Consider the following 23,744-nt stretch of genomic DNA (forward strand, 5'->3'; position numbering starts at 1 on the left):
CATATGGGCTTAATACACATTGTTTTTGGTCAGTCTTCAGTGCCGGTGTTGGCGGAAGCGGTAGCCATGGATGAGAAAATGAACGGAGAGATCCGCTGTTTTGAAGACGATTTGTCCGTTGGTCCGTTATTTATCCTGGACACCAAAGAAGGCCGTGCCGGCCGTCGCCTGTTCTGGCAGCAGCTGGCGGGTATTGAACCGGCAGCACCTGCAGAAGGGGAAGCACCCGATGCAGCAGAAGCAGCCGGCGATCCTGATGATGCTGATCTTTTCAAATCCCTGAAAGCACAATTAAAGGAAGACCGCGAACTGGAAGTATGGATATGGGCCGGGCAAAACGCCCGCGACGTATGCGGGTATTACTGGCTGGTAAGCCAGCTGTACGACTTTGCAGGGCGTATCCATATAATTTACCTCAACAACCTGCCTTTCCTTAATGAGAAGGGCGCTGTGTTTTATCCTACCCATCTGCACCAGATACTGCCAAAGGAATTTCTGAAGGCGAAGAAACTGGCGCGACCCATTTCACTGGCGGAATATGAACTGGATGGTGATGAATGGCATCGGCTGATGAATGAGAATGCAGGTATCCGTTTACTGGAAGGTGGTAAGAAGATCAAGGGCGAGCCTACTTTGTTTTATGACAAGGAATTACTGGCACAGAGCGGAAAAGAGTTTGTAAAAGCCTGGAGGGTAGTACAGCAGGTAACCGGTAAACTGAAATATCCTGTGATGGACCAGTTCCTGGGCTGGAGATTGAAAGAGCTGATCCGTGAAGGTAAGCTGGAAAGCCGGGGCGATCTGAAAACCATCCGTGATTTTGAAGTGAAGCAACCGGGTGAAACCATTGAAAATCCAACAACCGTATGATAAAGGTAACGCCACTGGAGCTGATGGGCGCTGATGACCGCGGCAGCGGTTATTTCTGGGACTGCAACCGCACGGGTAATTTCCTGGTATGCTACCGGAATGCCGGAAGCAGCAGTGGGCAGCATTATCACGAAGGCAAAAGCGATCATAAAAACCCGGAGGTACTGTACCTGTTTACCGGCAAGGCTGCCATTCACTGGTGTGCATTAGATGGGCAGGAAATAGTAACCACGGAAGTAACAGCGCCGGCAAGGGTAGAAGTGCCCGTGAATGTTTGGCATCAGCTGGTAGCCGTTACTGATTGCTGCTTTATAGAACTGAATTCCCTGGAGGATGTACAGAAAGACAGTGTACGTATATGGAGGGAGGATTTTGAAAAAATGATTAACGTAAAACCGTAAGTGTATTATACATGGATATGGAAAATAAAACATCAGACGAATCTCTGCACAATGTCATCCACGTGGGAGGCATGTATGAGAGCTGGTTCCTGGATTACGCCTCTTATGTAATCCTGGAGCGGGCGGTGCCCAGCGTGGAAGATGGGTTGAAGCCCGTACAGCGTCGTATCCTGCACGCCATGAAAGAAATGGACGATGGCCGCTATAATAAAGTGGCTAACGTGATCGGGCAAACGATGCAGTATCACCCGCATGGGGATGCTTCTATCAGTGATGCTATTGTTAACCTCGGACAAAAAGACCTCCTTATTGATACCCAGGGTAACTGGGGAGATGTAAGAACAGGTGATGATGCCGCAGCAGCCAGGTATATTGAGGCTCGCCTGTCGAAGTTTGCACTGGATGTAGCCTTTAACCCAAAAACCACTGCATGGCAGCTTAGTTATGATGGCCGTAAAAATGAGCCGCTGGCCCTGCCGATGAAATTCCCGCTGCTGCTTGCACAGGGAGCAGAAGGTATTGCCGTTGGTTTATCTACCAAAATATTACCACACAATTTTATAGAGCTGATAGACGCGTCTATAAAGTACCTGCGTGGCAAGAAGTTTGAACTTTTCCCCGATTTCACCACCGGTGGCATGATCGATATTGCCAACTACAACGATGGTAAGCGTGGAGGTAAGGTAAGGGTACGCGCACATATTGAAGAGAAAGACAAAAAGACGCTGCTGATAAAGGATGTACCTTATGGTATCACCACCACGCAGCTGATGGAGTCCATCGTAAAAGCCAATGACAACGGTAAGATCAAGATCCGGAAAGTAGTGGACAATACCGCTGCGGAAGTGGAAATTGAAGTGCAGCTGGCGCCGGGTATTTCCCCGGATATTACAATAGATGCGTTATACGCATTCACTGACTGTGAAATATCCATTTCGCCCAATGCCTGTGTGATCGTAAATGATAAACCGCATTTCCTCACTGCATCAGATCTGCTGAAAGCTTCTACCGATTATACCAAAGACCTGTTGAAACAGGAACTGGAGATCAGGCTGGCGGAACTGCAGGAAAAATGGCACTATACTTCCCTGGAAAAGATCTTCTTTGAAAAAGGGATCTACAAGGAACTGGAGCAAAAGCATAAGGACTGGGAAACCGTACTGAACGCCATTGATAAAGGATTTACGCCGTATAAGAAACAACTGAAACGGGAGATCAACCGCGAGGATATTGTGAAACTAACGGAGAAGCCCGTACGCCGTATTTACCGGCTGGATATCAATGAACTGAACGAACAGATCAAAGGTATTGATGCCGAGATCAAGGAAGTGAAGAACAACCTGGCCAACCTTACCGATTATACCGTTGCATATTACGACGGGCTGCTAAAGAAGTATGGTAAGGGCCGCGAGCGTAAAACCGAGATCAAAACATTTGATAATATCCAGGTAGCGCAGGTAGCAATTGCCAATACAAAAATATATGTGAACCGTGCAGATGGTTTCATAGGTACTTCTTTGAAGAAAGATGAATTTGTGGCAGATTGTTCGGACCTCGATAATATCATCATTTTCCGCCGTGATGGTAAAATGCTGGTGACCAAGGTGGCCGACAAAACCTTTGTGGGCAAGGACATTATTCATGTGGACATTTTCCGCAAGAATGATGAGCGTACTACTTACAACATGATCTATGTAGAAGGTAAAACGGGAGTAAGCTATGCCAAGCGTTTCAATGTAACGGGTGTTACCCGCGATAAGGAATACGACCTGGCGCATAAAGGAGAGAAGAATTCAAAGGTGCATTACTTTTCCGCTAACCCTAACGGGGAAGCTGAAGTGGTAACCATCAAGCTGAGCCCGAACTGCAGCGCGCGTAACAAGGAGTTTGATATGGCCTTTGAAACCATTGCTATCAAAGGACGTAATTCCATGGGTAACGTGGTAACGAAATACCCAATCCGCAGTGTGAAGTTTAAAGAGAAAGGCGTATCCACCCTGGCAGGGCAGAAGATCTGGTATGATACAGAAACCGGCCGTTTGAATACGGAAGAGCGTGGGGTATATATCGGAGCCTTTGAAGGAGACGACAAGATCTTTGTTGCCTTTAAAAACGGTACCTATGAGCTAACGAACTATGATCTTACGAACCGTTATGAGTCGAACGACGTAGTATATATTGAGAAGTTCAACCCGGAAAAGACCGTAACGGCTATTTACTTTGATGCCGATAAAAAGCAATTCAATGTAAAACGTTTCCGTATTGAAACGCAGACGTTGAATAATAAATTTAACTTCATCAAGGAGGGAGCGAATAATTACCTGGAAATGGTGACTACGCATACCCAGCCTGTTATCCTGCTGAAAACGGGTAAGAAACGCAGTCCGGAAGAAGAGGAAATCGATCTTTCCGAATTTGTGGAAGTAACCGGCTGGAAGGCGGTGGGAACAAGGATTGCAGGGGAGGACCTGATCAGTGCTGAGTTATTGTCTGAAGATGAGGATCCTGATCCAAATGAAGAAGGGCCCGCAAGTGCGCAGGGAGAATTATTCTAACTGCTTTGCAGAAAATATAAAGAGGCTGTATCATAAATAACTTTTACCCGATTTTACTCGGGTACCGGGTGGAGAAAATTTTCGTATATGCGATTCTCACACCCATTAAGTTAGTTATGATACAGCCTCTTTTTTGTTTTGTAAGATGATTATACTTTACCACCCAGGTTCCTGATCAACTTTTCCAGGAAGTTGATAGCGGCAAGATATTCTTCTTCTGAGATGCCTTCCATTATCTTTTCGCGGTTTTTCAACTGGAGGGCTTCAATAGCTGCATATTCCTGTTTGCCGGTATCCGTAAACGAATAAAGATCGTTTGTGTGGCAGATCCAGTTACGGGTGAGCAGTGTTTCCAGTACTTCGTCCAGTTCCGCCATAGTGAGGAACCGGCTTACCTGGTGGTAGTAGAGTTCTTTGCTGATCTTGCCGTGTGCATCTATATTTTTCAATACCTGCCAGTGAAACCTGTTGATGCCAAAGGATTCAAAAGCTATATTGGTGAAATGGGTGATCAGGCAGTCGGCCTCCTTCAGGTACCAGCCGATAGGAAGCTTTTCCATTATTCCGGATTGCATAAAGTTTGTTGTTTTAAGCTTTGATGGGGGTAGTTACCTCCACCATAAAGGTGTCAAAAGTGAAATAAAAGCCGAAGGTTTTGCGCATGATCTGCGGCGCCTGTTCCGGTTCGATACCCCCGTTTTTCAATCGGTCCCACATTGTTCTTACCGCTGTTTCATCTTCCAGGTAAAATCCTATATGAAAAACATCCGGGTAAGTATGATTTCCACTCTCATTCATACGCTGGTTCATCAGCACCAGGATAAATCCATCGGAGCCGTTTAAAACGGATAAGGTATCGTTCAGTTTTTGGTCGTTGCAGGTAAAGCCGAAATAGGTTTCGAATAATGCGCGGGTTGCCGGCACATCTTTTACGCTGAGGTTTAAGTGATTGAGTTGCATTATAGTGTAGTGGGTAAATGAATGTTCGCTCTTTTATAGTGCAAATATAGGAGAATGATTGTTCTTTTAAAGAAATTTTTTTGCCAGGAAGGGAAATTTTGCGAAGGTTGTCTGACTCAGGATTATGATGATTTAGCTGATTACGCTGATTTTGTCTTTGGGATTTTTCAGTGATTGGGAGATGGCAGCGAAGATGGCCTCAAACGCTAAAAATAGAATCAGTGTAATCAGCGAAATCATTAAAATCAGTGTTCCAAGACAATTTTCCCCGCTGAAGGCGGCGCTAAATACCATCCCGTATGAAATGAGGATCATTCCCCGGTTCCAGGGGAATATAGATCCGTTCCCATTCGTTGCCATCCGTTACTTCCCAGGTATGACCGGGGCCGCTGGTGTCTTCTGCCAAGAGGATAATGCCGGGCTCCAGGATAAAGGTATCGCCATTGGTGACGGTGAATTTAAGCCGGCCTTTCAGCGTTACCACAAACTGCCGCCGTGGAGCCGGGTGGGGAATATTTTCGAGATCACCCGTGCCCGTCTGGCAAAAGAAGTAGTTTGCTTCAATTTTGTTCCGGGTCTGGATCTTACCGGTTTCAAAAGAGCAGTCTGTTTCATTGGTATTGAATAGTCTTATAGCCCTGATAAATGTTGATTCGTTGTCCGTTGCTGCCATGTGATGGGTTTATTGTTTTTTCTTTGCCGGTTTCTTTGGTGTTTCCTGTTGAAAATCTTCTGCCGATTTGGGCTGGGTCATGCTTTTCTTCTTCTGGTCCAGGGGTTGTGGTGTGGGAGCGCCTTTCCCCAGAGGGATGGCATCATGGAAAATTTTATTGACATGCATCCACTTACCCGCCTGCCATTTAAAGCCTTCGTAGTCCATATCGGTTACGTAGGTGAATTTTTTCATGGGCTCATTGGTTTCAGAGATGAGGTGGTCGAACACGATCATATCCAGTTCCTTATTGTAATTGAGCGTGGCAGTGCTTTCTTTTTTGTATTCAATGATAAAGCGGTTGCGGGTAGGTTTGGGAGTGCTGTCTTCTGCAAAACTGAAAAATGGTCCGCCCAGCACAGGAACACCGTTTTTAAAAGTCAGCATTTCCACTATTTTCTTCTGGCTGCGGGGATTGTTGGCATCCCAGCCAAAGAGGGTATAATATTCTTTATTGAAGTAATGCCGGTGAACGATGTTATAATATAGGCAACCGAACCAGGATTTATTATCGCTGATGGTATCGGTGTTGGTCATATAATCGGAGGCGTCGAACAGGGGGAAGAGCTTGAGCTGTCCGTCGGCGGTATTCATCTGTATAGCACCATAATGCCGGTAGAAGCCATTTTCACGTTCCAGGGCCCAGGTAAAGATCCGGAAGGCGCTATCCTGGGGGTACTGGATAGATATTGTTTTCAGGGAATCGAACCTGAAGCGGAAAGAGTATTTTGTTTTCAGGGTTCTTACCAGCAGGGGGATAAATGCTTCTGTAGCGCGTTGCCGGCCATCGTCGCCTTTCCCGTTGAAGATATCTTCGCTGAGTGCCTTTAGCGTGTCCTGGTTAAGGAGCAGCTGTTTCATTCCAGCCGCGTCCGGCTGCTGGGCGAGCGCCAGCAGGGAGGTAATGACCAGGAGCAGTGACAGTAATGGTTTTTTTGCCATATCTATTATACGGTTGCGGCTTATAATTATTGTACAGCCTGTGCAAACTGCAGCAGGTTTTGATATCGCTGATCGATCAGTGGGTGGGGGAACGGTGTTTCAGGCCGGGTAGAGGGGATGAACACGGTTTGCATGCCCAGGCTTTTTCCGAACTGCATATCGCTTAGGGTATTGCCTACCATCACGGAAGTACTGAAATCAATGTCGGGGAAATCCTGCTTAGCCTGTAACCCCATGCCAGTGGCCGGTTTACGGCATGGGCTGCTGCTGTCTGCATCGGGACAAAAATAAATAGCGTCAATTTTGCCGCCATTCCTTTCAATTTGCTGCCGCATTTGAGCATGAATTTCCTGTAATCCTTCGGTAGTGAGCAGTCCCCGGCCGATACAGCGCTGGTTGGTGATCACAATAATGCGCTCGAAGCGTTTTGCGAGTATGGGCATAGCTGATAACACGCCTTCGCTGAAGTGAAACATATCCGGTCGGAGTACGTAACCATCGCGGATTTCATCGTTGATTACACCGTCTCTGTCGAGGAATAGGGTCATGATACCAATACTTTTTTTGCTGCTTCGTAATCTTCCGGGATCCCGATATCAATGAAATACGTGTTGCTGATATAGCCGTATAATTTCCCTGCCTGTGCGCCAGGCTCCAGTACTTCTTTTTCAAAGGAAAATTTCTCCGGGAGTGGCAGGCTTTGGAGGAATCCTGCTGAGGTCCGGTAAATACCGCCGTTGATCAGTCCTTCTTCCATGAATTTCTTTTCATGAAAATGGGTGATCTGCTGGTGCTCATCCAGCTGTATGCTGCCGTAGCGGTCGAACTGTTGCATGGGTTTCAGAGCCAGCGACAGGGGGCTTTGATGCGATTGGTGGAAATTATTGAAAGCCGCCAGGTTTACATCAAAATAGGTATCGCCGTTAACGATGAAAATTTCGTTGCCTTTCACTGCCTGCAAGGCGTTGATGATACCCCCGCCGGTGCCCAGCGGTTCCTGTTCCACGGTAAAGGATACACGTAAAGGGAGCGATATGCTGTTGCACCAGCTGATCACCTGGTCAGACAGGTAACCGAGCGATAGCACTGCATGTTGAATGCCTTGTTTGTGCAGGTATTGCAACAGGTAATATAAAAAGGGATGCGGCCCCAGCGGAGCCATGCATTTGGGCTTGTCGGCCACTACGCTTCTGAGCCGGGTTCCGAGGCCCCCGGCGAGTACGATACATTCTCCCGTCATGCGCCAAACAGGTTGTTTTCCACTATTTCGCAAATGATATGTCCTACGGTGATATGCGCCTCCTGTATACGCGGCGTATCAGCAGAAGGGATATTGATCAGGTAGTCGCTTCCCTCTTTCATTTTTCCACCGGTACTGCCGGTCATGCTTACCACTATCATTCCCTGTTCCTTTGCCACTTTCATGGCTTCCAGTATATTGGCAGAATTACCGGAGGTAGAAATGCCTACCAGCACATCGCCTTCACGGCCAATACCTTTCAGGATGCGGGCGTATACCTGGTCGTACCCATAGTCATTGCCCACGGCCGTCATATAAGAAGTATTGCAATGCAGGGCCTCCGCATACAGCGGCATACGGTCTTTATAAAACCGGCCGGAAAATTCTGCGGCCAGGTGTTGCGCATCTGCTGCGCTGCCGCCGTTACCGCAAAAAAGGATTTTATGATCGGTTTGAAGACTGTGCGTAATCGCTTCCGCTACCAGTTTGATGGTATTTAGCAACGGCTCATCCTGGCAAATGGCTTCCTTCACAGTGATGCTTTCCCGGATCTTATTGGCAATGAATTGTTTCATCAGCAGAAATTTTTGATTTGTTAAACCTTAAATGCTCCACGTTTGAATGCCGTGATTGGTAAAGGTATATCGTTTTACATCTCCGCCAAAACCGCTAAGTGCATCTACCACGGCAAAGCGGGTATTTTTCGGGCAATAGAAGATCATAAACCCGCCTCCGCCTGCACCTGAAATTTTACCACCGCTGGCGCCGGCTTTGCGGGCTGCTTCGTAAATTTCATCGAGCTGGGGATTGGTAATGCCATGGGCCATCTTCTTTTTATTTTCAAAGCCATAGTTCAGGATTTCACCGATCTTATCAATAGTGCCCCGCAGCAGTGCTTCTTTCATCATTATTGCCTGCTCTTTCAGCTGGTGCATGGCTTCTATGGAATCATCTTTTTTATCGGTAACATTTTTTTGTTGTTCTGAGATGATGGTGGAAGATAAACGGCTGGTAGAAGTATAAAACAATACCAGGTTATTTTCCAGTTCGTGGAGGTTTACTTCTTTGATGCGCAGCGGGTTTACAATCACCTTATCGCCTTTATAAAACTCCATGAAGTTAACGCCTCCAAAGGTAGCCGCGTATTGGTCCTGTTTACCGCCGGCCTGGTTCAGGTCTTCCCGTTCAATAGAATAGGCGAGATGGGCCAGGTCGTATTCTCCCAGCGGCAGCTTCAGCCATTCTGCAAATGCGCCCAGCACGGCCACCACGAGGGTGGAAGAGGTGCCGAGGCCGGAGCCGGCAGGTGCATCTACAAAGGTGGTAAGTTTAAAACCGGTAGCCGGTAAGGAGCCATAATCTTTTTGCACGCGGTTGATCACGCCTTTCAGGATATCCAGTTTACCGTCTAACGGCAAGGGGTATACGGCATCGTAAGTGGCTGTTTCCCTTCTGTCGGCGCAATCGAACACCACCTGCCCGTTTTGGAGCGGTTCTATAGATGCGCGTGCATAGAGGGAGATAGTGGCGTTGAGGATGGCGCCACCATATAAATCCGAATACGGACTTACATCTGTGCCACCACCGGCAAGGCCTATACGTAAAGGAGCTTTGCTTCTGTAAATCATGCTGCTTTGTTTTTAAGCGGAAGGCGGAAGGCGGAAAGCGGAAAGCTATTGAAGCGATTGATAATTGTAGATATTCTTTAACACTGTTAGTCGCTTCAATAGCTTTCTGCTTTCTGCTTTCAACCTTCTGCTGCTAAAATATGAATTTCTTTTGCCAGTCGCGCCCAGGAATACTGCAGTTTTTCTTTCCGGAGTGCTTCCACCATATCTGCTTCGCGGTTTTCCACGAAGTATTTTTCGATGGCGGCAGCAATAGATGCCGGGTCCGGTTCTGCCTGGAAACCCACTATGCCATCGGGCACCATTTCCACGAGGCCGCCCACATTGGTTACCACCATGGGTTTTTCAAAGTGGTAAGCGATCTGTGAAATGCCGCTTTGGGTGGCGCTTTTATAGGGTTGTACCACCAGGTCGGCGGCACAGAAATAATTCTTAACGGCTTCGTTGGGAATGAAATCGGTATGCATCAGCACCCGGTCGCCCAGTTGTAATTTGTTCAGCAGGTCCAGGTAAGGCGTGGCGTCTTCATAGTATTCTCCGGCTACAATGGCATGTACATCCAGCTTTTTCAGTCTTTCGTCTGCCATTGCCTGCAACAGCAGGTCCAGCCCCTTATACTGGCGGATAAAGCCAAAGAAGAGAATGTATTTTTTGCCCGGGATGAGTTTCAGCTGTGCACGGGCTTCTTCTTTGGAGATAAGGGCGCCGTAGTTATCGTAAATAGGGTGGGGAATGAGCGATGCCTTCTTTACCGGTTCAAATACCCGCAGGTCGTTGAGCACCGACTGGCTCATGGCAATAAAAGCATCTACCGGTTTCAGGAAATACTTTGTAAAGGCCACATCCCCGGGTCTTTTTTCATGAGGTACCACGTTATCAAGCACGGCGATTACCCTGGTATGTTTACGCTTGCCCAGTCGCAGGAGAGAACCTAATGCAGGCCCCATAATAGGCAACCAGTATTTAGTGATGATGATATCGGGGTTCATTTTCCGGATCTCCCGTCCTGTAATTAACCAATTCAGCGGATTTACGGAATTGATCAGCCTTTTGATGCGCAGATGCGCCGGAGCGGGATCTGTAGAGAACTGGCTTTTCCCCGGAAAAAAGAGTTTGGGGTACTGGATGGTAAATGTCCATATTTCCACGTCGTCTGTTTGCTGGAGCTCTTCTGCCAGTCGCTCGTTATAAGCAGCCAGCCCACCCCGGAAAGGGTAGGCTGTTCCCAGAATAAGTATTTTCTTTTTGTTAGCCATAGATTAGATACGAAATGTGAAGGAGAGGATCAGTGTCTGCGGTTGTGTTGGTGCGATAACTGCCATTCCTCCTCCGTAACATTGCTGGTATGGTCCATCCGTTCTTCCACCAGGTAGGAGTTGCGTTCGGTGGCATTACGTGTTACCAGCTCGCCGATAAAACCGGTGAGGAATAACTGCGAACCGATGATCATACAAAGCAGCCCGAAATAGAACAGGGGTCTGTCTGTCATGTTTACCTTGTCAAAGAATATTTTCGCCAGCGCAAGGTAAGCGGCTACTACAAAACCCACGAAGAAAGAGAGGGACCCAAGTGCGCCGAACAGGTGCATGGGGCGTTTACCAAATTTACCGATGAACATAATGGTGGCCAGATCCAGGAAACCGTTGATAAAACGTTCCAGTCCGAATTTGGTGACACCGTATTTACGGGCGCGGTGCTCCACTACTTTTTCCCCTATTTTACGGAAGCCGTTCCATTTTGCAATAACAGGAATATAGCGGTGCATTTCGCCGTATACTTCTATTGATTTCACTACTTTTTTACGATAGGCTTTAAGACCGCAGTTCATATCGTGCAGTTTTACGCCGCTCATGCGGGTAGTAGTGTAGTTGTATAGTTTTGAAGGAATGTTTTTGGTAAAAGTATTATCGTAACGTTTCTTTTTCCATCCGCTCACCAGGTCGAAGCCTTCCTCCACGATCATGCGGTAGAGCTCCGGTATTTCGTCGGGGCTATCCTGCAGGTCTGCGTCCATGGTGATCACCACATCGCCCTGTGCTGCGTTGAAGCCTTCGTTGAGGGCGGCCGACTTACCATAGTTGCGCTGGAACTTGATCCCTTTGATAAGAGGGTTCTGCGCAGCCAGTTGTTGTATAACAGCCCAGGAGTCGTCGGTACTGCCATCGTCCACCATCCATACCTCGTAGGTAAAGTGGTGGGCATTCATCACTCTTTGGATCCATGCGGCAAGTTCCGGCAAGGATTCTTCTTCGTTTTTTAAAGGAACGATTACGGATATGTTCATCTTTATAGAATAGTATTATTGTAGTGGTCTTTCAACTGGTTTTTTGCGAATGATCAGTGAAATGATCGCTGCTATCGCAAAATAGAATATTATTCCTTTCAGGAAGTCCATGAATGATTTTTTAATCCCGACGTTGAAGTCGGTTTTACTTAATTCATCCAGCTGTTTATCAATTTCATCCTGTGGTGCTTTGAATCTGTGCATCCATTTTTCTGTAGATTCCAGCAGATTATCTTTCAATGCATCCACGAGCTTTGGATCAATATATTTATAGAGCACATACTGGTAAACGGTAAGGATAGCCGTTCCGATGATAAACGTTGTAAATATAGGTTTCAGTGCTTCTTTGAAACTGATATATCCTCCCTGCTGTTTTTTTACCTCAAGGCCGGCGAATATGGCAATGACAATAAAAACGGCCAGCTGCAATACGCTGTTCCACCAGGAAAACAATACAGATGGTCCGGCAACGTAGGTGATAACGTTCAGGAATATCAGTGATATACCGCCCACTACGCCCCATAACAGGCCCGGGTTAGAACTTTTCTGCATATAGATTAATTATTTATATGAAAAACAGGTCCATTCACTGTGGCATGTACTTTCCCCTTCAGTTGCTCGCCAATATACGCTGAATTTTTGGACCGGGAAGCGATGTGGGCTTTAGTGAACTGCCAGCTGGTTTCCGGGTCGAACACTGTAAGGTTGGCTGCGGCGCCTTCCTGCAGGGCCGGTTGCGGCAGGCCGAATATTTTTCTCGGGTGGGTGGTGAGCATATTGATCAGCTGTTCCAGCGGGAGCTGCGGCAGGTATTGCCTTAACACGCCGAAAGCGCTTTCCAGGCCGATCATTCCGTTTTTTGCGTATTCAAATTCCACCTGCTTGGCGTCCCAGTCCTGTGGTGTATGATGTGTAGCGATGCAGTCGATAGTGCCGTGTAAAACGGCTTCCTGCAGGGCTTTTACATCGTCTGCACTGCGCAGCGGCGGGTTTACCTTCAGGTGGGTATCGTAATTAATGAGTTGCGCGTCTGTTAATGAGAGATGGTAAGGCGTTACAGAGCAGGTAACTTTGATACCATCAGCTTTTGCCGCGGCGATCAGCTCCACTGATTTGCGGGTACTGATGCCGGTAAAGTGAATCCGTGAATCCGTGTATTTTGCCAGTTCCAGGTCGCGCTGAATAATCAGTTCTTCTGCCAGGGCGGGTTTACCGGGCATTCCCAGCTGCGTGGAATAGATGCCTTCGTGCATCAGTCCATGCGCAGAAATGCTTTGATCGTCCGGCAGTTGTATGAGGGTACCGTCGAATGCCTTAATGTATTGCAGGGCTTTCAGCATAAGACCGGGCGATTGTAAAGCTTTGAAGCCATCGGAGAATGCAATGGCACCTGCCTGCTGCATTTCATACATTTCTGCAAGGCCGGCGCCTTCCAGGTTTTTGGTGGCTGCGCCAATTGGCAGTACCGTGGCTGCCGAATGACGGGATCTGCTCAGCACGTATTCGATTTGCGGTTTGGTATGCAGGGCGGGTTGGGTATTGGGTACTATCATTACGGTGGTGAATCCGCCGGTGGCAGCAGCCCTGATGCCGCTTTGCAGGTCTTCTTTATGTTCCTGGCCGGGATCGCAGAAATGAGCAAAAACATCCATCCAGCCGGCGGAAACATGCAGGTTGTTACCTGAAATGACCGTTGCCCGGGCATCTTCGAGGTTGGTGCCAACCTGCTGAATGATCCCGTTCTGGATAGAAATATCTTTTTGCTGCCCGTGCAAGGGAGAGGAAGGCGCTATGATCTTAACGTTCTTGAGTAGTATGTGCATGCTTTACGTTCTATAACCGGTCCTAAAATACAGGGGCAAATGTAACATAAAACTGTTAATTGTTGAAGGCGCCGCGCCCCTGCTTTCCGGGAGCGTTGTTCAGGTTGGTATGATAATTGAAAATGCAGGGGTAGCAGATCAAAATTACTACTGATGATTGACTATCTTTCTAACCTCGTAGCCCGGATATGCGACCGCTCAGATCAATTGCATAACGGCCAGACAATCAGCTGGCAGGCCCTTCGCGAAGCAGAACAACTCGCTAATCACGCTTATATACCCCTACTTTATCAATACATTGAGCAGGAGCCCGACAAAGATAAGCGCCGTGCCGCCTGTTTTATTATCATTCAACTTTCCAGGAATACCAACGATCCCGAAGTAATACGTTTTTTGCTGGACAGGATACGGATAGAGCAGGATGCTGATATGATCACTGCCATGCAGCAGGATCTTGAACGCGGACTGGCCATACCGGGTTATATTAACCTGGAACCCTTGTTTAACAATACCCTTTCACTTAACAATAATATACGAAGGTCGGCGCTCCTGGCCCTGAGAGGCACCCGTCATCCTTCCGTGGAAGACTGGGCCCTGAACCTGCTCAAGCGCACCGTGAACGAATATGACATCTATTATATCACCCTGCTGCTCCATAAAGTAGGTACCCAGAAAAGTGTGCCCGCATTGCGCAGGCTCCTGGAATATCACCGGCAGGATGTAAAAAGCCTGGCTTTTGCGGCTATCGCGGATATTGAGAAAGAGAAGGAAGCAATGTTTTATACCCGCTGCCTGATGCGGGGACAACTGAAGTTTGAAGCGATGGAGGCAATTTATAAGTATGCCGACGAAAACGCTATCCAGGCAGTAACTGCGCGCATTACCGAATTGTTATCAAAAAGACGCAGCAACGCCAGGATGACCATAGAAACCGTCAAGAACGGGTTTACAGACCTGATGCTGGGCATGGAATTCCTGTTCCGTTTCCGCACCGTGAAAGCAGATGTGAAAAAAACATTCTCCTGGATCACAGAAAAGAGGGCCGATTACCTGCTACCCGAAGAACGGGAATGGGTGAAAAAACATCTTGTGAGCGCTTAACGGGTAAAACCTTAATTTAGCTCCCCAAAAAGAAGGATGAAGAAAGCTTTCCTATTGCTTTTGACAGGATGGATAACGGGCGGGCTGCAATACACCTATGCACAGCAACGTCAGTATACAATGGCCGAAGCCACCAATGGCCTCCGCCAGCAGCTGGCTCCTGAACGGCTAAAACAGTTTGAATGGATTCCCGGCGAAAATGCCTACACAAGGGTATTATCTGAAAAAGATAATTATGCCTGGATAAAAGTGACGCTTCCCGCCGGCAAAACAGATACCCTGCTTACACTAGCTCGCCTCAACGAACAATTATCTTCTTCCAGGCCATTGAGAGGCATACCTCCGCTTCAATGGATCTCCGCTACCAACGCCTGGTTTGCCATTGGCAATACACTTTATAAAGGACAACTGCAAAATGGGCGCATGCTGTTCAGCCAATGGTGTGAATTACCGGAGGACGCGGAAAATGTAACCGTGAGCCCCAAGGGAGGGCAGATTGCCTGGACCGAAAAGAACAACCTTTTTATCCGTACTGCCGAAGGCAATGTGCAGGCCGTTACCAACGACGCCGATATCAATATTGTGAATGGAAAAAGCGTTCACCGCGAGGAATTTGGCATCGATAAAGGTATTTTCTTCTCCCCGAAGGGCGATCAGCTGGCCTTTTACCGCATGGATCAGCGGATGGTAGATGATTATCCTGTTATCGACTGGTCGGTAACCCCTGCGCGTAATACCAATATCAAATACCCGATGGCAGGTGGTAAATCCCACGAAGTAACACTCGGTATTTATCAGCCATCTACCCAAAAAACTATTTTCCTGAAAACCGGCGGACCGGCAGATCATTATCTCACCTGTGTTACATGGGCGCCCGATCAGCAATCCGTATACATAGCGCTGCTGAACCGCGAACAGGATCATTTATGGCTGAACCAATACAGCGCCGTTACCGGTGAACTGGTAAAAACGCTGTTTGAAGAAACAGATCCAAAATATGTACATCCTACTCACCCGCTGACTTTTATTCCCGGCACACCAGACCAGTTTATCTGGTGGAGCGAAAAAAGCGGCTATAATCATCTTTATCTCTATAATACGAAGGGAGAACAGCTGCGGCAGATTACCGCAGGTAATTGGGTGGTAAATGAAATAACAGGTTTTAATACGAAGAAGAGCGAGATCATCTTTACGGCTTCCAAAGAAAGCCCGATGGAAAAACATCTTTATAAGACCAGCTATAAACAGAAAACGTCAGATCTTACCCGGCTGGATAAAGCCGCAGGGTGGCACGATGCACAAGCCAGTGAAGATGGCAGTTATGTGCTGGATGCTTACAGTTCCGGTACCACGCCTTATGTGGCAGGAATAACTGCAACCAATGGTAAGTTTGAACAAAATATAATCACTGCGGCCGACCCGTTGAAAGATTTCCTGCGCCCGCAGATCAGGCAGGTGACCCTGAAAGCAGACGATGGCACACCTTTGTATGGTAAACTGATCCTGCCGGTGAATTTTGATTCCACCAAGACATACCCGGTGATCGTATACCTGTACAACGGTCCTAATGTACAACTGATCCGCAATACTTACCCTTACAGTGGCAACCTTTGGTATGAATACATGGCGCAACATGGTTATGTGATTTTTACCATGGATGGACGGGGTAGCGATAACCGTGGAAAAGCTTTTGAACAGGCTACTTTCAGACAGCTGGGCACCGTGGAAATGAACGACCAGCTACAGGGAGTGGCTTACCTGAAATCGTTGCCATATATTAACCAGCAGAAAATGGGCGTACACGGATGGAGCTTCGGTGGTTTCATGACCACATCGCTGATGCTGCGTCATCCAGGAGTGTTCCAGGCTGCAGTGGCCGGGGGACCGGTGATCGACTGGAGCATGTATGAAGTGATGTATACCGAACGTTATATGGATACGCCGCAGGAGAATCCGGAGGGCTATGCTAACTCCAACCTGCTTACACAAACGAAACATCTGCAGGGAAAACTGATGCTGATACATGGCACCAACGACGATGTTGTGGTTTGGCAGCATTCGCTGAAGTTCCTGAAAGCTTGCGTAGACAATGAAGTACAGGTAGATTATTTTGTTTACCCGGGGCATTTACATAATGTTTTGGGAAAAGACAGGGTTCACCTGATGCAGAAGATCACTGATTATTTTGATGCGAACCTGAAATAAATTTTTTCATTTTTAAGTAAAGCGAAGATCATAGCATGGCTGTGATCTTCGCTTTACTGTTTTATACGGGAAGGTATTGAACAGATGGATGTTGCAACAATGATCAAAACAGCTGAAAACAGGCGTTACGCAAACGCTTGCGCGGATAACGCAAGCGTTTGCGTACATGTAATGCCAAAAAAATCATGTAGAATCGTTGTAGCAATTAATCAGAAAGTGAACTAAGCTGGAAAAGCAGCAATTATAGACAGCGAACAATGAAGTCGAGTAACCTGCCACGGTGAACAGCTGTGGCAAGGTTATCGATAAGATAATACCTCACCGGTGGTGTATCACCAGCTGTGACTCCATGATAGTGCGTTGATAATCATTCAAGGCATGTTCCCCGTTCAGGAGTGACAATAACATATTAGTAGCCGCCTGGCCCTGTTCATAAGGGAACTGCTCCACAGATGCAGCAGGGGGGAAGGCCGTATACCCGCTTACCGGTGTATTGGCGTAAGATACAAAAGTTATATCCTTATTTATTTCCAATTTTTGTTTCAGGGCATATTGTACGGCATCCATGGCTACATAGTCGTTGAAAGTAACGATAGCGGTTACCTTTCTTTTGAGCGACAACAGGTATTGCATGGCTTGTTCCGTACCGGCGGTAGTGAGGTCGGCATTGACGATCATTTTGGGATCGTATTTCAGGCGGTGTTTCTGCAGCGCCCTGATATAGCCGGTAGCCCTTTCTTTGCTGGCCACCATGGTTTCGGGGCCGTTGATCATACCAATTACGCGGTGGCCTTGTTTCAGCAGGAAATCTACTGCCTGCACGGTGCCTGATTCCAGGTTAATAGACACCGAATGCATATTGGGAAGGGCGGGAATACGGTCAAAGAAAACTACCGGGATGCGCGCCTGTTGCAGCATTTCAAAATGTTCATAGTTGCTGGTATTTTTCCCGATAGATACAATACAGCCATCCACCCGGTGCTGTTTCATGCTCTGGATGATCTGTTTTTCACGGGCCTCATCGTCGTGCGACTGACCCAGCAATACCGTATAGTTATTGCTGTATGCGGTGTCTTCAATACCACTGATAGCGCTGGCAAAAAATGCTTCCGACAGTTCCGGTAAAAGGATGCCTATAGTAAATGTTTTACCCTGCTGGAAGTAGATCGCCGTTTGGTTGCGCTCATAATTCAGCTCCGCGGCCAGTTCCTTTACCCTGGTCTTGGTTCTTAATCCAATACTGTGATGATCATGTAATGCCCGTGATACTGTGGATACAGAGATGTTCAGCCTTTTTGCAATTTCCTTTATTGTTGGTTGACCCGAAGAAACCACCTTTCTCATACATTTCAGCAATTAATAGAAAATAGATACAGCGTATACTCTGCCGGACAAGTTACTTAGATATTAGAAAACATTAGCTTTTTTTTATGAATAAGGCTTCTTGTAAGACGACGGCTATAATATTTTATATGTGTCAACATCTATCCCCTTATGAATTCTAACAATGTTCTAACGGACTGAGGGGGGGCTTCGGCCTGCTATTTGCTATGGAGGGGTTGCTTTTCCATTGTATCCCCCTCTATTTATATATGCTTAATTGTTAGATTATTAAAAAGTGTAATTTTATGAAAATAGCACAATTAGCCTTGCCGGTAGCTTTAGTAACCATTTTTGCTTCCTGTTCTGCTCCCCGGAAATTAAGGGAGTCGCAGGCGAGGAATGCGCAACTCGATAGCCTTTACCGGGCTACATACGGTAAGTTGAGAACCTGTGAAGAAGATGCTGCCCGTGCCGCAGCCTCTTACAAAGAAAAAGTGACGAATTTAACCGAGCAACAGGAGCAACTGAAAACCAATAACTCCCAGATGCTGGATCACCTGAAAGAACTATCCGTTATCTCCAACTCCCAGGCTGAAAGCATCAAGAAATCGCTGGATAACATCGGCGCTAAAGACGCCTATATTAAAGACCTGCAATCTGCCATTGCCCGTAAAGACTCCCTGAATATGCAGCTGGTAATGAACCTGAAGGGCGCCATTGGCAATATGGATGATAAAGACATTAATATTAAAGTGGACAAAGGCGTAGTATATATAGATATCTCCGATAAGCTGCTGTTTAAAAGCGGTAGCTATGAAATCAATGAAAGAGCCAAGGAGGTGCTGGGGAAAGTGGCCAAGGTGCTGATTGCCCAACCGGATATTGAGTTTATGGTGGAAGGGCATACGGACAACGTGCCTTACCGTCCGAATGTATTGCTCGACAACTGGGATCTGAGCGTGAAGAGAGCTACCTCTGTGGTTCGTGTGCTTCAGAACCAGTATAACATTCCCCCAGCCCGTATGACTGCCGCCGGCCGGAGCGAGTACCTGCCAATAGCTTCCAATGATACCGCAGAAGGTAAGGCAGCGAATCGCAGAACAAGGATCGTGATATTACCACAGCTGGATCAGTTTTTCAAATTACTGGAAAAACCGGCGAATTAAGCTGGTTTTGCCTGAGTCAGACAAAATCCGCGTCAGACAAAATCCGCATATCGCCGAAGGCGATCAAAGCTTACTTTTTTTACCAAAGAAGTAAGAAAGGCTCAGCATATAATACTGTGTAAGAACAGCGTTGCGCTGCTGTTCTATATAGGTAGGCGATTGCATGGTGAACAGCGATTGATTTTGCCTGGTGAGATCATAGGCGTAAAGTTTCGCCTGGAAGCTTTTGTTTTTCCCGAAAGTTTTAGCCACCCAGCTGTTGAGCACCACGAACTGCTGGTGCTGGCTGGTGTTGTTAAAATAAAGAACGGCGCTGCCGATACTGATATCTGCCGGAAGAAAAGCATTTGCGGAGAGAGATACATTATACATCAGGTAATCGCTGTGTTTATTATCCTGGATAGCATAAACGCTGCTGATGTACAGCATGCTTACAAATCCTTCCAGTTCAAGCACTTTTTTATACATCCAGGAGCTGTTCAGCATTTGAGTGACCGTCAGATCGCTGGTGCGGTTTTTTTCCTGGTTGATAAACGAATTACTGCGGTTGAAATAATAGGACAGGGAATAGTTGACCGTTACCGCAGGTTTGTTAAACCGTTTGCCTATTGAAAAGTCCTGGTTGATGTTGAAGTTGCCTTCTGTATTTACAGGTTTACTGATCTGCCGCCCGGCGGAATCAGAGTAAACCGATTGTGAAATGGCGTTATTGGGTAGGTCGCCGCCGATGCTGGTACTGAAGGTAATTCCTGTTACGCTGAATGAACGGTAACCCAAAGATGCGGAGTTGTAAATAGATGGCTTCAGATCCGGGTTGCCAAGTTGCACATATAAAGGGTTCCGGGTAGATACTACCGGCAGGTATACACTTGGCGGAGGGATACGTGTTTCCCTGTTAATTCTCAGATCCAGGCTTTTATAATTATCAATTTTATAGGAAAAGGAGAGGTTGGGCGACAGGTAATTTATTTTTTGCAGGAAATTGTTTCCGTTAGTGAAGTTATTGCTTTTAGAATCAGTGATGTTATAGGCAATATTCAGCTGGCCCTGTATTTTTGTTTTATTAAGGAAGATGCCGGTACCTATTGATTGCTCAGTGATCTCATTTTTAAACCGGTAGCTGAGATCATTGTTTATAATATCATATCCTTTTTTTTCATTGTCGAAGTCAAATGCATCCTGGTTATTTTTTGTCTGGTTGTTGGTGATCTTATAAGATACATTCAGGTATATAGAAGGGAAGAGCGGATACTGGTAGTTAGCCCGGGCCATCAGTTTCCGTACATTGATCTTCATGTTCACCTGCTGGTTGAGCGTATCCGCCAGGTTCGCTGCAGCAACGGTATTCAGCGTAATATTGTTTTGATCACTTTTGGAATTGTTCTGTTCAACATTGAGGGAGAGGCTTACGCTTCCTGCCTTTGGGCTGAACTGATGATTATACTGTGTGGTTATATTGAAGTTACTGTTCCTTCTTTTTTCCCTGTTGCTGGTGTTACCAAAATTGATGGTGTCATTACTTTTTCCGCCGGTAGAAATATATTTATTCAGGGCATTGTAGGTATTGGCTTGCCGGTTGACAGACATATCTACGGAAATAAAATTTTTTTCATCCGGCTGTATGGTCATGTTGGCAAACATGATGTTCAGGTTGGCAGTGCTTGTGGAGGTATTGTTATTGTTATACCGGAAGTTACTGTCCGGAAGGATATTATCGCGTTGCTGCCATTGGTGGTTGTCCGTGTTATGGCCCTGGTGCACAAAATTGGCGTTTAGTTTTATTTTTTTGGAGATATCAGTAGCAAGATTGGCGCTGAGATTGTTCCTGTGGGAAATACCGCCCATCATGGCTTCCGCCCTGCTCAGGTTTTCGTCGGTAGAGGAAGGGCCGCGGGAGGAATTGATGTTATTGATATAACCCATTACCATTGCCTGTTTGGTATCCCTGAACATGTTTGCACTGGCAGCTGCGCTGTATCGCTTGCCGGTAGCGTAGCCCGCGCCGGCAGTGCCATTGATCCCTTTTTTATATTCCTTTTTAACAGTGATGTTGATCACCTTTTCATCTTTGCCGCCCTCAATGAGCCCATCTACTCTTTTCCGGTCGATGACCTGTATTTTATCGACAATATCTGCCAGGAGGGTTTGAGTGATTTTTTTTGTACTGCCTGAGGAGCCACTGGCATCCTGGAACAGCGGCCTCCCGTTCACCAGGATGGTTTTTATGGCCGTACCCTGGAAAGAAAGATTACCTTCCGCATCGATAGTGATCCCGGGAAGTTTATTCAGCAGGCTTCTTAGGGAAGCATTTTCTGCCGTCTGGAAATCGCCGGCGGAGAATTCAACCGTATCTTTCCGTATGGCGAAGGCCGATTTATTTACTTTTACATTAATGCTGTTCAGCTTTATGGGATTGCGCTGCAGGCCTGAATTGCGGAGATCCAGCTGGAACACCTTGCCAGACCTTTCCGAGATGATAACAAGTGTGGTGGCGGCATCATATCCCATAAAACTGATCGTGAGCCGGTAGTTGCCCACAGGTATTTTTTTGAGAACAAAATCCCCCGCATCGTTGGTGATGCCTTGTGCTATAAGAACGGATCTCTCTGCGGTATAAAGCAGCACGTTGGCTGCGGGTAATGGTTTCCTGGTGTCTTTATCATACGCATGGCCCTTTATTTCTCTTTGTGCTGAAAGTGTTAAATGAATTCCTATCAGCAATACGGTTAACGTTAATGCGTAGTATTTTGCCATGCGGAGGATATTGGTTAATTTGGTACAATATCGCATTGAACCATTCTCATTCTGTTAACCAATACCAAACATTGTCGTTCTGGTTAAATAATTATTAATAAGATAAACAGATTAACAATTTATTTACAATTATGGAAAGATGATTACTGGAGTATTTTTGGGTGGTTAATTTTCTTTCTGTTTTAAGAATCCTGCTAAAAACTAAATTACTACTTTATGAATACAGCTCCGTTGGTAAAATCGTTGAAGGACATGCTGCTCAAACCTAATGCACACGTAACTTTCAGCGATTCGGTAAAGAAATTGCCTGCCAATCTCAGGGGAGTAGTGCCTGAGGGCATGCCATACAGCATCTGGCAGCTGGTAGAGCATATCAGGATCACGCAGTACGATATCCTTGATTTCTCCAGGAACCCCAATTACAAAGAAATTGAGTGGCCGAAGGATTACTGGCCGGAAGAAACAGCTCCCGGGAGCGACGCTGCCTGGAAACACAGTGTGGAGCAGGTAGAGAAGGATCTGCATGCTTTTATTGAGCTGGTGGAGGAGAGCGACGACCTGTTTGCTCCTTTCCCTCATGGCAGCGGACAGCATCTGTTCCGGGAAGCCGTATTATTGCTGGACCACACCAGTTATCATACCGGTGAAATTGTGACGCTCAGGCGAATGCTGAATGCCTGGCCTTAATGCATTCCGCATGAAATAATAGCGCCCGGGCAATGCCGGGCGCCATATCTTAAATACATTTCCAAAGGCAATCGGTGAACCAATGCTTGTGGTCGAAGAAGCGGGCCACCGGCCTGAAGCCGGCAAAGGCTGCCAGCTGGTCTGTTTCTTCCAGGCTGTACTTCTGCGAAATTTCCATGTAAATGGATTCATTTTCCTTGAAGGTAATAGTTACATCTTCCCCGATATGCACCTGCTGATTTTCCAGGCTGATCAGGTAGCTTTTACAGGCGCCTGTAACCGGATCGTAGGTGGGGAAGTGCTCAAATTTTGATACATCAAAATCTGCATACAGTTCCCTGTTGATCCGTTGCAGCAGGTTGAAATTAAATGCACGGGTGATCCCTGCGGAATCGTTGTAGGCATTCAGGATCACCTGCGGATGTTTTTTAAGATCGAAGCCGGTCAGCAGCAGGTCGCCGGGCTGCAGGTATTGCCGCAACTGCTGGCAGAAGCTACGGGCGGCGCTCACACTGAAGTTGCCGATATTGGCACCCATAAAAAGCAGTACTTTCTTTTTAGCGGTTACCTTATTGGCCTGCTGCAGCATATGGAAATACTCGCCGTTCAGGCCATGCAGTTGCAGGCCGGGCACCTGTGCGGGGAGATTTGCTTCCAGCTGCGCAATTACATTGGCGGATATATCGATCGGAAAATACGTATAGTCGATATTGTTACTGATCAGCTGTTGCAGCAGGTGAACGGATTTGGTGGCATCGCCTGCACCTAGTTCCACTACGTCAAACTCGCCGGCATATAACTGTAACGCCTGTACTATTTGTTCAGATTGTTCGCGAAGGATTTCCATTTCGCAACCCGTTAAATAATATTCATGGCATTGCATGATCTGCTGAAAGAGCGCATCTCCTGCTGCATCATAAAAATATTTCGGGTCAAGATATTTCTGCGGTGCGCTGAGGCCCTGCACCACATCATGATAGAAGATACCTGTGGCTGGTTTACGCCTGCCTGGTACAAGTACACTTGGAATTACAGTCATACCTATTTTTTGATGTACTGAATGTAGATCTCTGGAGATCCGGATCATTTTCAT

At 46.8% G+C, this 23,744-nt stretch carries 22 protein-coding genes; 7 read left to right on the forward strand and 15 right to left on the reverse strand.

The features are described from left to right. Window positions 1–3 precede the first annotated feature (3 nt). Genes FN124_RS12985 through FN124_RS12995 form a run of 3 tightly spaced genes read left to right on the forward strand, consistent with a single transcriptional unit; the run spans window position 4 to window position 3,826 of the window. The gene (locus tag FN124_RS12985) at window positions 4–870 is read left to right on the forward strand and encodes a DUF1835 domain-containing protein (protein WP_142685134.1); all 867 of its coding nucleotides are present in this window, start codon (window positions 4–6) and stop codon (window positions 868–870) included. Further along, entirely contained in the window at window positions 867–1,271 is a 405-nt protein-coding gene (locus FN124_RS12990) for a hypothetical protein (protein ID WP_142685135.1), read from the forward strand. Before FN124_RS12985 ends, FN124_RS12990 begins: the two co-directional genes overlap by 4 nt. 17 nt (window positions 1,272–1,288) lie before the next feature. After that, window positions 1,289–3,826 carry a DNA gyrase/topoisomerase IV subunit A gene (locus FN124_RS12995; protein ID WP_260607415.1) on the forward strand — a complete coding sequence of 846 codons (2,538 nt, stop codon included), beginning with the start codon at window positions 1,289–1,291 and terminating at the stop codon, window positions 3,824–3,826. A 149-nt stretch (window positions 3,827–3,975) separates the two neighbouring features. On the opposite strand, the gene FN124_RS13000 is transcribed toward FN124_RS12995, so the two are convergent. The 12 genes from FN124_RS13000 to FN124_RS13055 form a co-directional block, all read right to left on the reverse strand. Then, window positions 3,976–4,401 carry a MarR family winged helix-turn-helix transcriptional regulator gene (locus FN124_RS13000; protein WP_142685137.1) on the reverse strand — a complete coding sequence of 142 codons (426 nt, stop codon included), beginning with the start codon at window positions 4,399–4,401 and terminating at the stop codon, window positions 3,976–3,978. A gap of 13 nt (window positions 4,402–4,414) precedes the next feature. After that, window positions 4,415–4,786, reverse strand: a complete 372-nt coding sequence (locus FN124_RS13005) for a VOC family protein (RefSeq protein WP_142685138.1) — start codon at window positions 4,784–4,786, stop codon at window positions 4,415–4,417. Window positions 4,787–5,069: 283 nt separating this feature from the next. Continuing rightward, window positions 5,070–5,459, reverse strand: a complete 390-nt coding sequence (locus FN124_RS13010) for a cupin domain-containing protein (RefSeq protein ID WP_142685139.1) — start codon at window positions 5,457–5,459, stop codon at window positions 5,070–5,072. Window positions 5,460–5,468: 9 nt separating this feature from the next. Continuing rightward, window positions 5,469–6,440 carry a hypothetical protein gene (locus tag FN124_RS13015; RefSeq protein ID WP_142685140.1) on the reverse strand — a complete coding sequence of 324 codons (972 nt, stop codon included), beginning with the start codon at window positions 6,438–6,440 and terminating at the stop codon, window positions 5,469–5,471. A 26-nt stretch (window positions 6,441–6,466) separates the two neighbouring features. Then, window positions 6,467–6,988, reverse strand: a complete 522-nt coding sequence (locus FN124_RS13020) for a D-glycero-alpha-D-manno-heptose-1,7-bisphosphate 7-phosphatase (protein WP_142685141.1) — start codon at window positions 6,986–6,988, stop codon at window positions 6,467–6,469. Further along, window positions 6,985–7,680, reverse strand: coding sequence for a nucleotidyltransferase family protein (locus FN124_RS13025; RefSeq protein ID WP_142685142.1), 696 nt, complete (start codon window positions 7,678–7,680; stop codon window positions 6,985–6,987). The genes FN124_RS13020 and FN124_RS13025 overlap by 4 nt, the downstream gene beginning before the upstream one ends. Next, window positions 7,677–8,255, reverse strand: a complete 579-nt coding sequence (locus tag FN124_RS13030; protein WP_142685143.1) for a D-sedoheptulose-7-phosphate isomerase — start codon at window positions 8,253–8,255, stop codon at window positions 7,677–7,679. The genes FN124_RS13025 and FN124_RS13030 overlap by 4 nt, the downstream gene beginning before the upstream one ends. Window positions 8,256–8,282: 27 nt before the next feature. Further along, complete coding sequence (locus FN124_RS13035) at window positions 8,283–9,308, reverse strand: GHMP family kinase ATP-binding protein (protein WP_142685144.1); 1,026 nt, start codon at window positions 9,306–9,308, stop codon at window positions 8,283–8,285. Window positions 9,309–9,427: 119 nt separating this feature from the next. After that, window positions 9,428–10,564 (reverse strand): glycosyltransferase, encoded by a 1,137-nt coding sequence (locus FN124_RS13040; RefSeq protein WP_142685145.1) that lies wholly within the window; start codon window positions 10,562–10,564, stop codon window positions 9,428–9,430. 29 nt (window positions 10,565–10,593) lie between these two features. Continuing rightward, entirely contained in the window at window positions 10,594–11,592 is a 999-nt protein-coding gene (locus tag FN124_RS13045) for a glycosyltransferase family 2 protein (RefSeq protein ID WP_142685146.1), read from the reverse strand. Window positions 11,593–11,607: 15 nt separating this feature from the next. Continuing rightward, on the reverse strand, window positions 11,608–12,144 hold the full coding sequence (locus FN124_RS13050; RefSeq protein WP_142685147.1) for a DUF4199 domain-containing protein: 537 nt from the start codon (window positions 12,142–12,144) through the stop codon (window positions 11,608–11,610). 5 nt (window positions 12,145–12,149) lie between these two features. Continuing rightward, the gene (locus tag FN124_RS13055; RefSeq protein WP_142685148.1) at window positions 12,150–13,415 is read right to left on the reverse strand and encodes a dihydroorotase; all 1,266 of its coding nucleotides are present in this window, start codon (window positions 13,413–13,415) and stop codon (window positions 12,150–12,152) included. 153 nt (window positions 13,416–13,568) lie between these two features. On the opposite strand from FN124_RS13055, the gene FN124_RS13060 reads away from it, so the two are divergent. Beyond that, the gene (locus FN124_RS13060; protein WP_142685149.1) at window positions 13,569–14,516 is read left to right on the forward strand and encodes a hypothetical protein; all 948 of its coding nucleotides are present in this window, start codon (window positions 13,569–13,571) and stop codon (window positions 14,514–14,516) included. 36 nt (window positions 14,517–14,552) lie between these two features. After that, window positions 14,553–16,721 (forward strand): S9 family peptidase, encoded by a 2,169-nt coding sequence (locus tag FN124_RS13065; protein ID WP_142685150.1) that lies wholly within the window; start codon window positions 14,553–14,555, stop codon window positions 16,719–16,721. Window positions 16,722–17,039: 318 nt separating this feature from the next. Here FN124_RS13065 and FN124_RS13070 read toward each other — a convergent pair whose 3' ends face one another. Next, window positions 17,040–18,065 (reverse strand): LacI family DNA-binding transcriptional regulator, encoded by a 1,026-nt coding sequence (locus tag FN124_RS13070; protein WP_142685151.1) that lies wholly within the window; start codon window positions 18,063–18,065, stop codon window positions 17,040–17,042. Between the two features lie 284 nt (window positions 18,066–18,349). On the opposite strand from FN124_RS13070, the gene FN124_RS13075 reads away from it, so the two are divergent. Then, window positions 18,350–19,210 (forward strand): OmpA/MotB family protein, encoded by an 861-nt coding sequence (locus FN124_RS13075; RefSeq protein WP_142685152.1) that lies wholly within the window; start codon window positions 18,350–18,352, stop codon window positions 19,208–19,210. Window positions 19,211–19,273: 63 nt separating this feature from the next. Here FN124_RS13075 and FN124_RS13080 read toward each other — a convergent pair whose 3' ends face one another. Next, a complete protein-coding gene (locus tag FN124_RS13080; protein ID WP_185937184.1) occupies window positions 19,274–21,964 on the reverse strand; it encodes an outer membrane beta-barrel protein in 2,691 nt (896 codons plus the stop codon). A gap of 216 nt (window positions 21,965–22,180) precedes the next feature. Here FN124_RS13080 and FN124_RS13085 point away from each other — a divergent pair, with 216 nt between their 5' ends. After that, window positions 22,181–22,651, forward strand: a complete 471-nt coding sequence (locus FN124_RS13085; protein ID WP_142685154.1) for a DinB family protein — start codon at window positions 22,181–22,183, stop codon at window positions 22,649–22,651. A 49-nt stretch (window positions 22,652–22,700) separates the two neighbouring features. Here FN124_RS13085 and egtD read toward each other — a convergent pair whose 3' ends face one another. After that, window positions 22,701–23,690: an L-histidine N(alpha)-methyltransferase gene (gene egtD, locus FN124_RS13090; protein ID WP_142685155.1), complete on the reverse strand. Its 990-nt coding sequence runs from the start codon at window positions 23,688–23,690 to the stop codon at window positions 22,701–22,703. Window positions 23,691–23,744 lie beyond the last annotated feature (54 nt).

This window comes from Chitinophaga polysaccharea, assembly GCF_902150045.1.
In the GTDB taxonomy this organism is placed as follows: Bacteria; Bacteroidota; Bacteroidia; order Chitinophagales; family Chitinophagaceae; genus Chitinophaga; species Chitinophaga polysaccharea_A.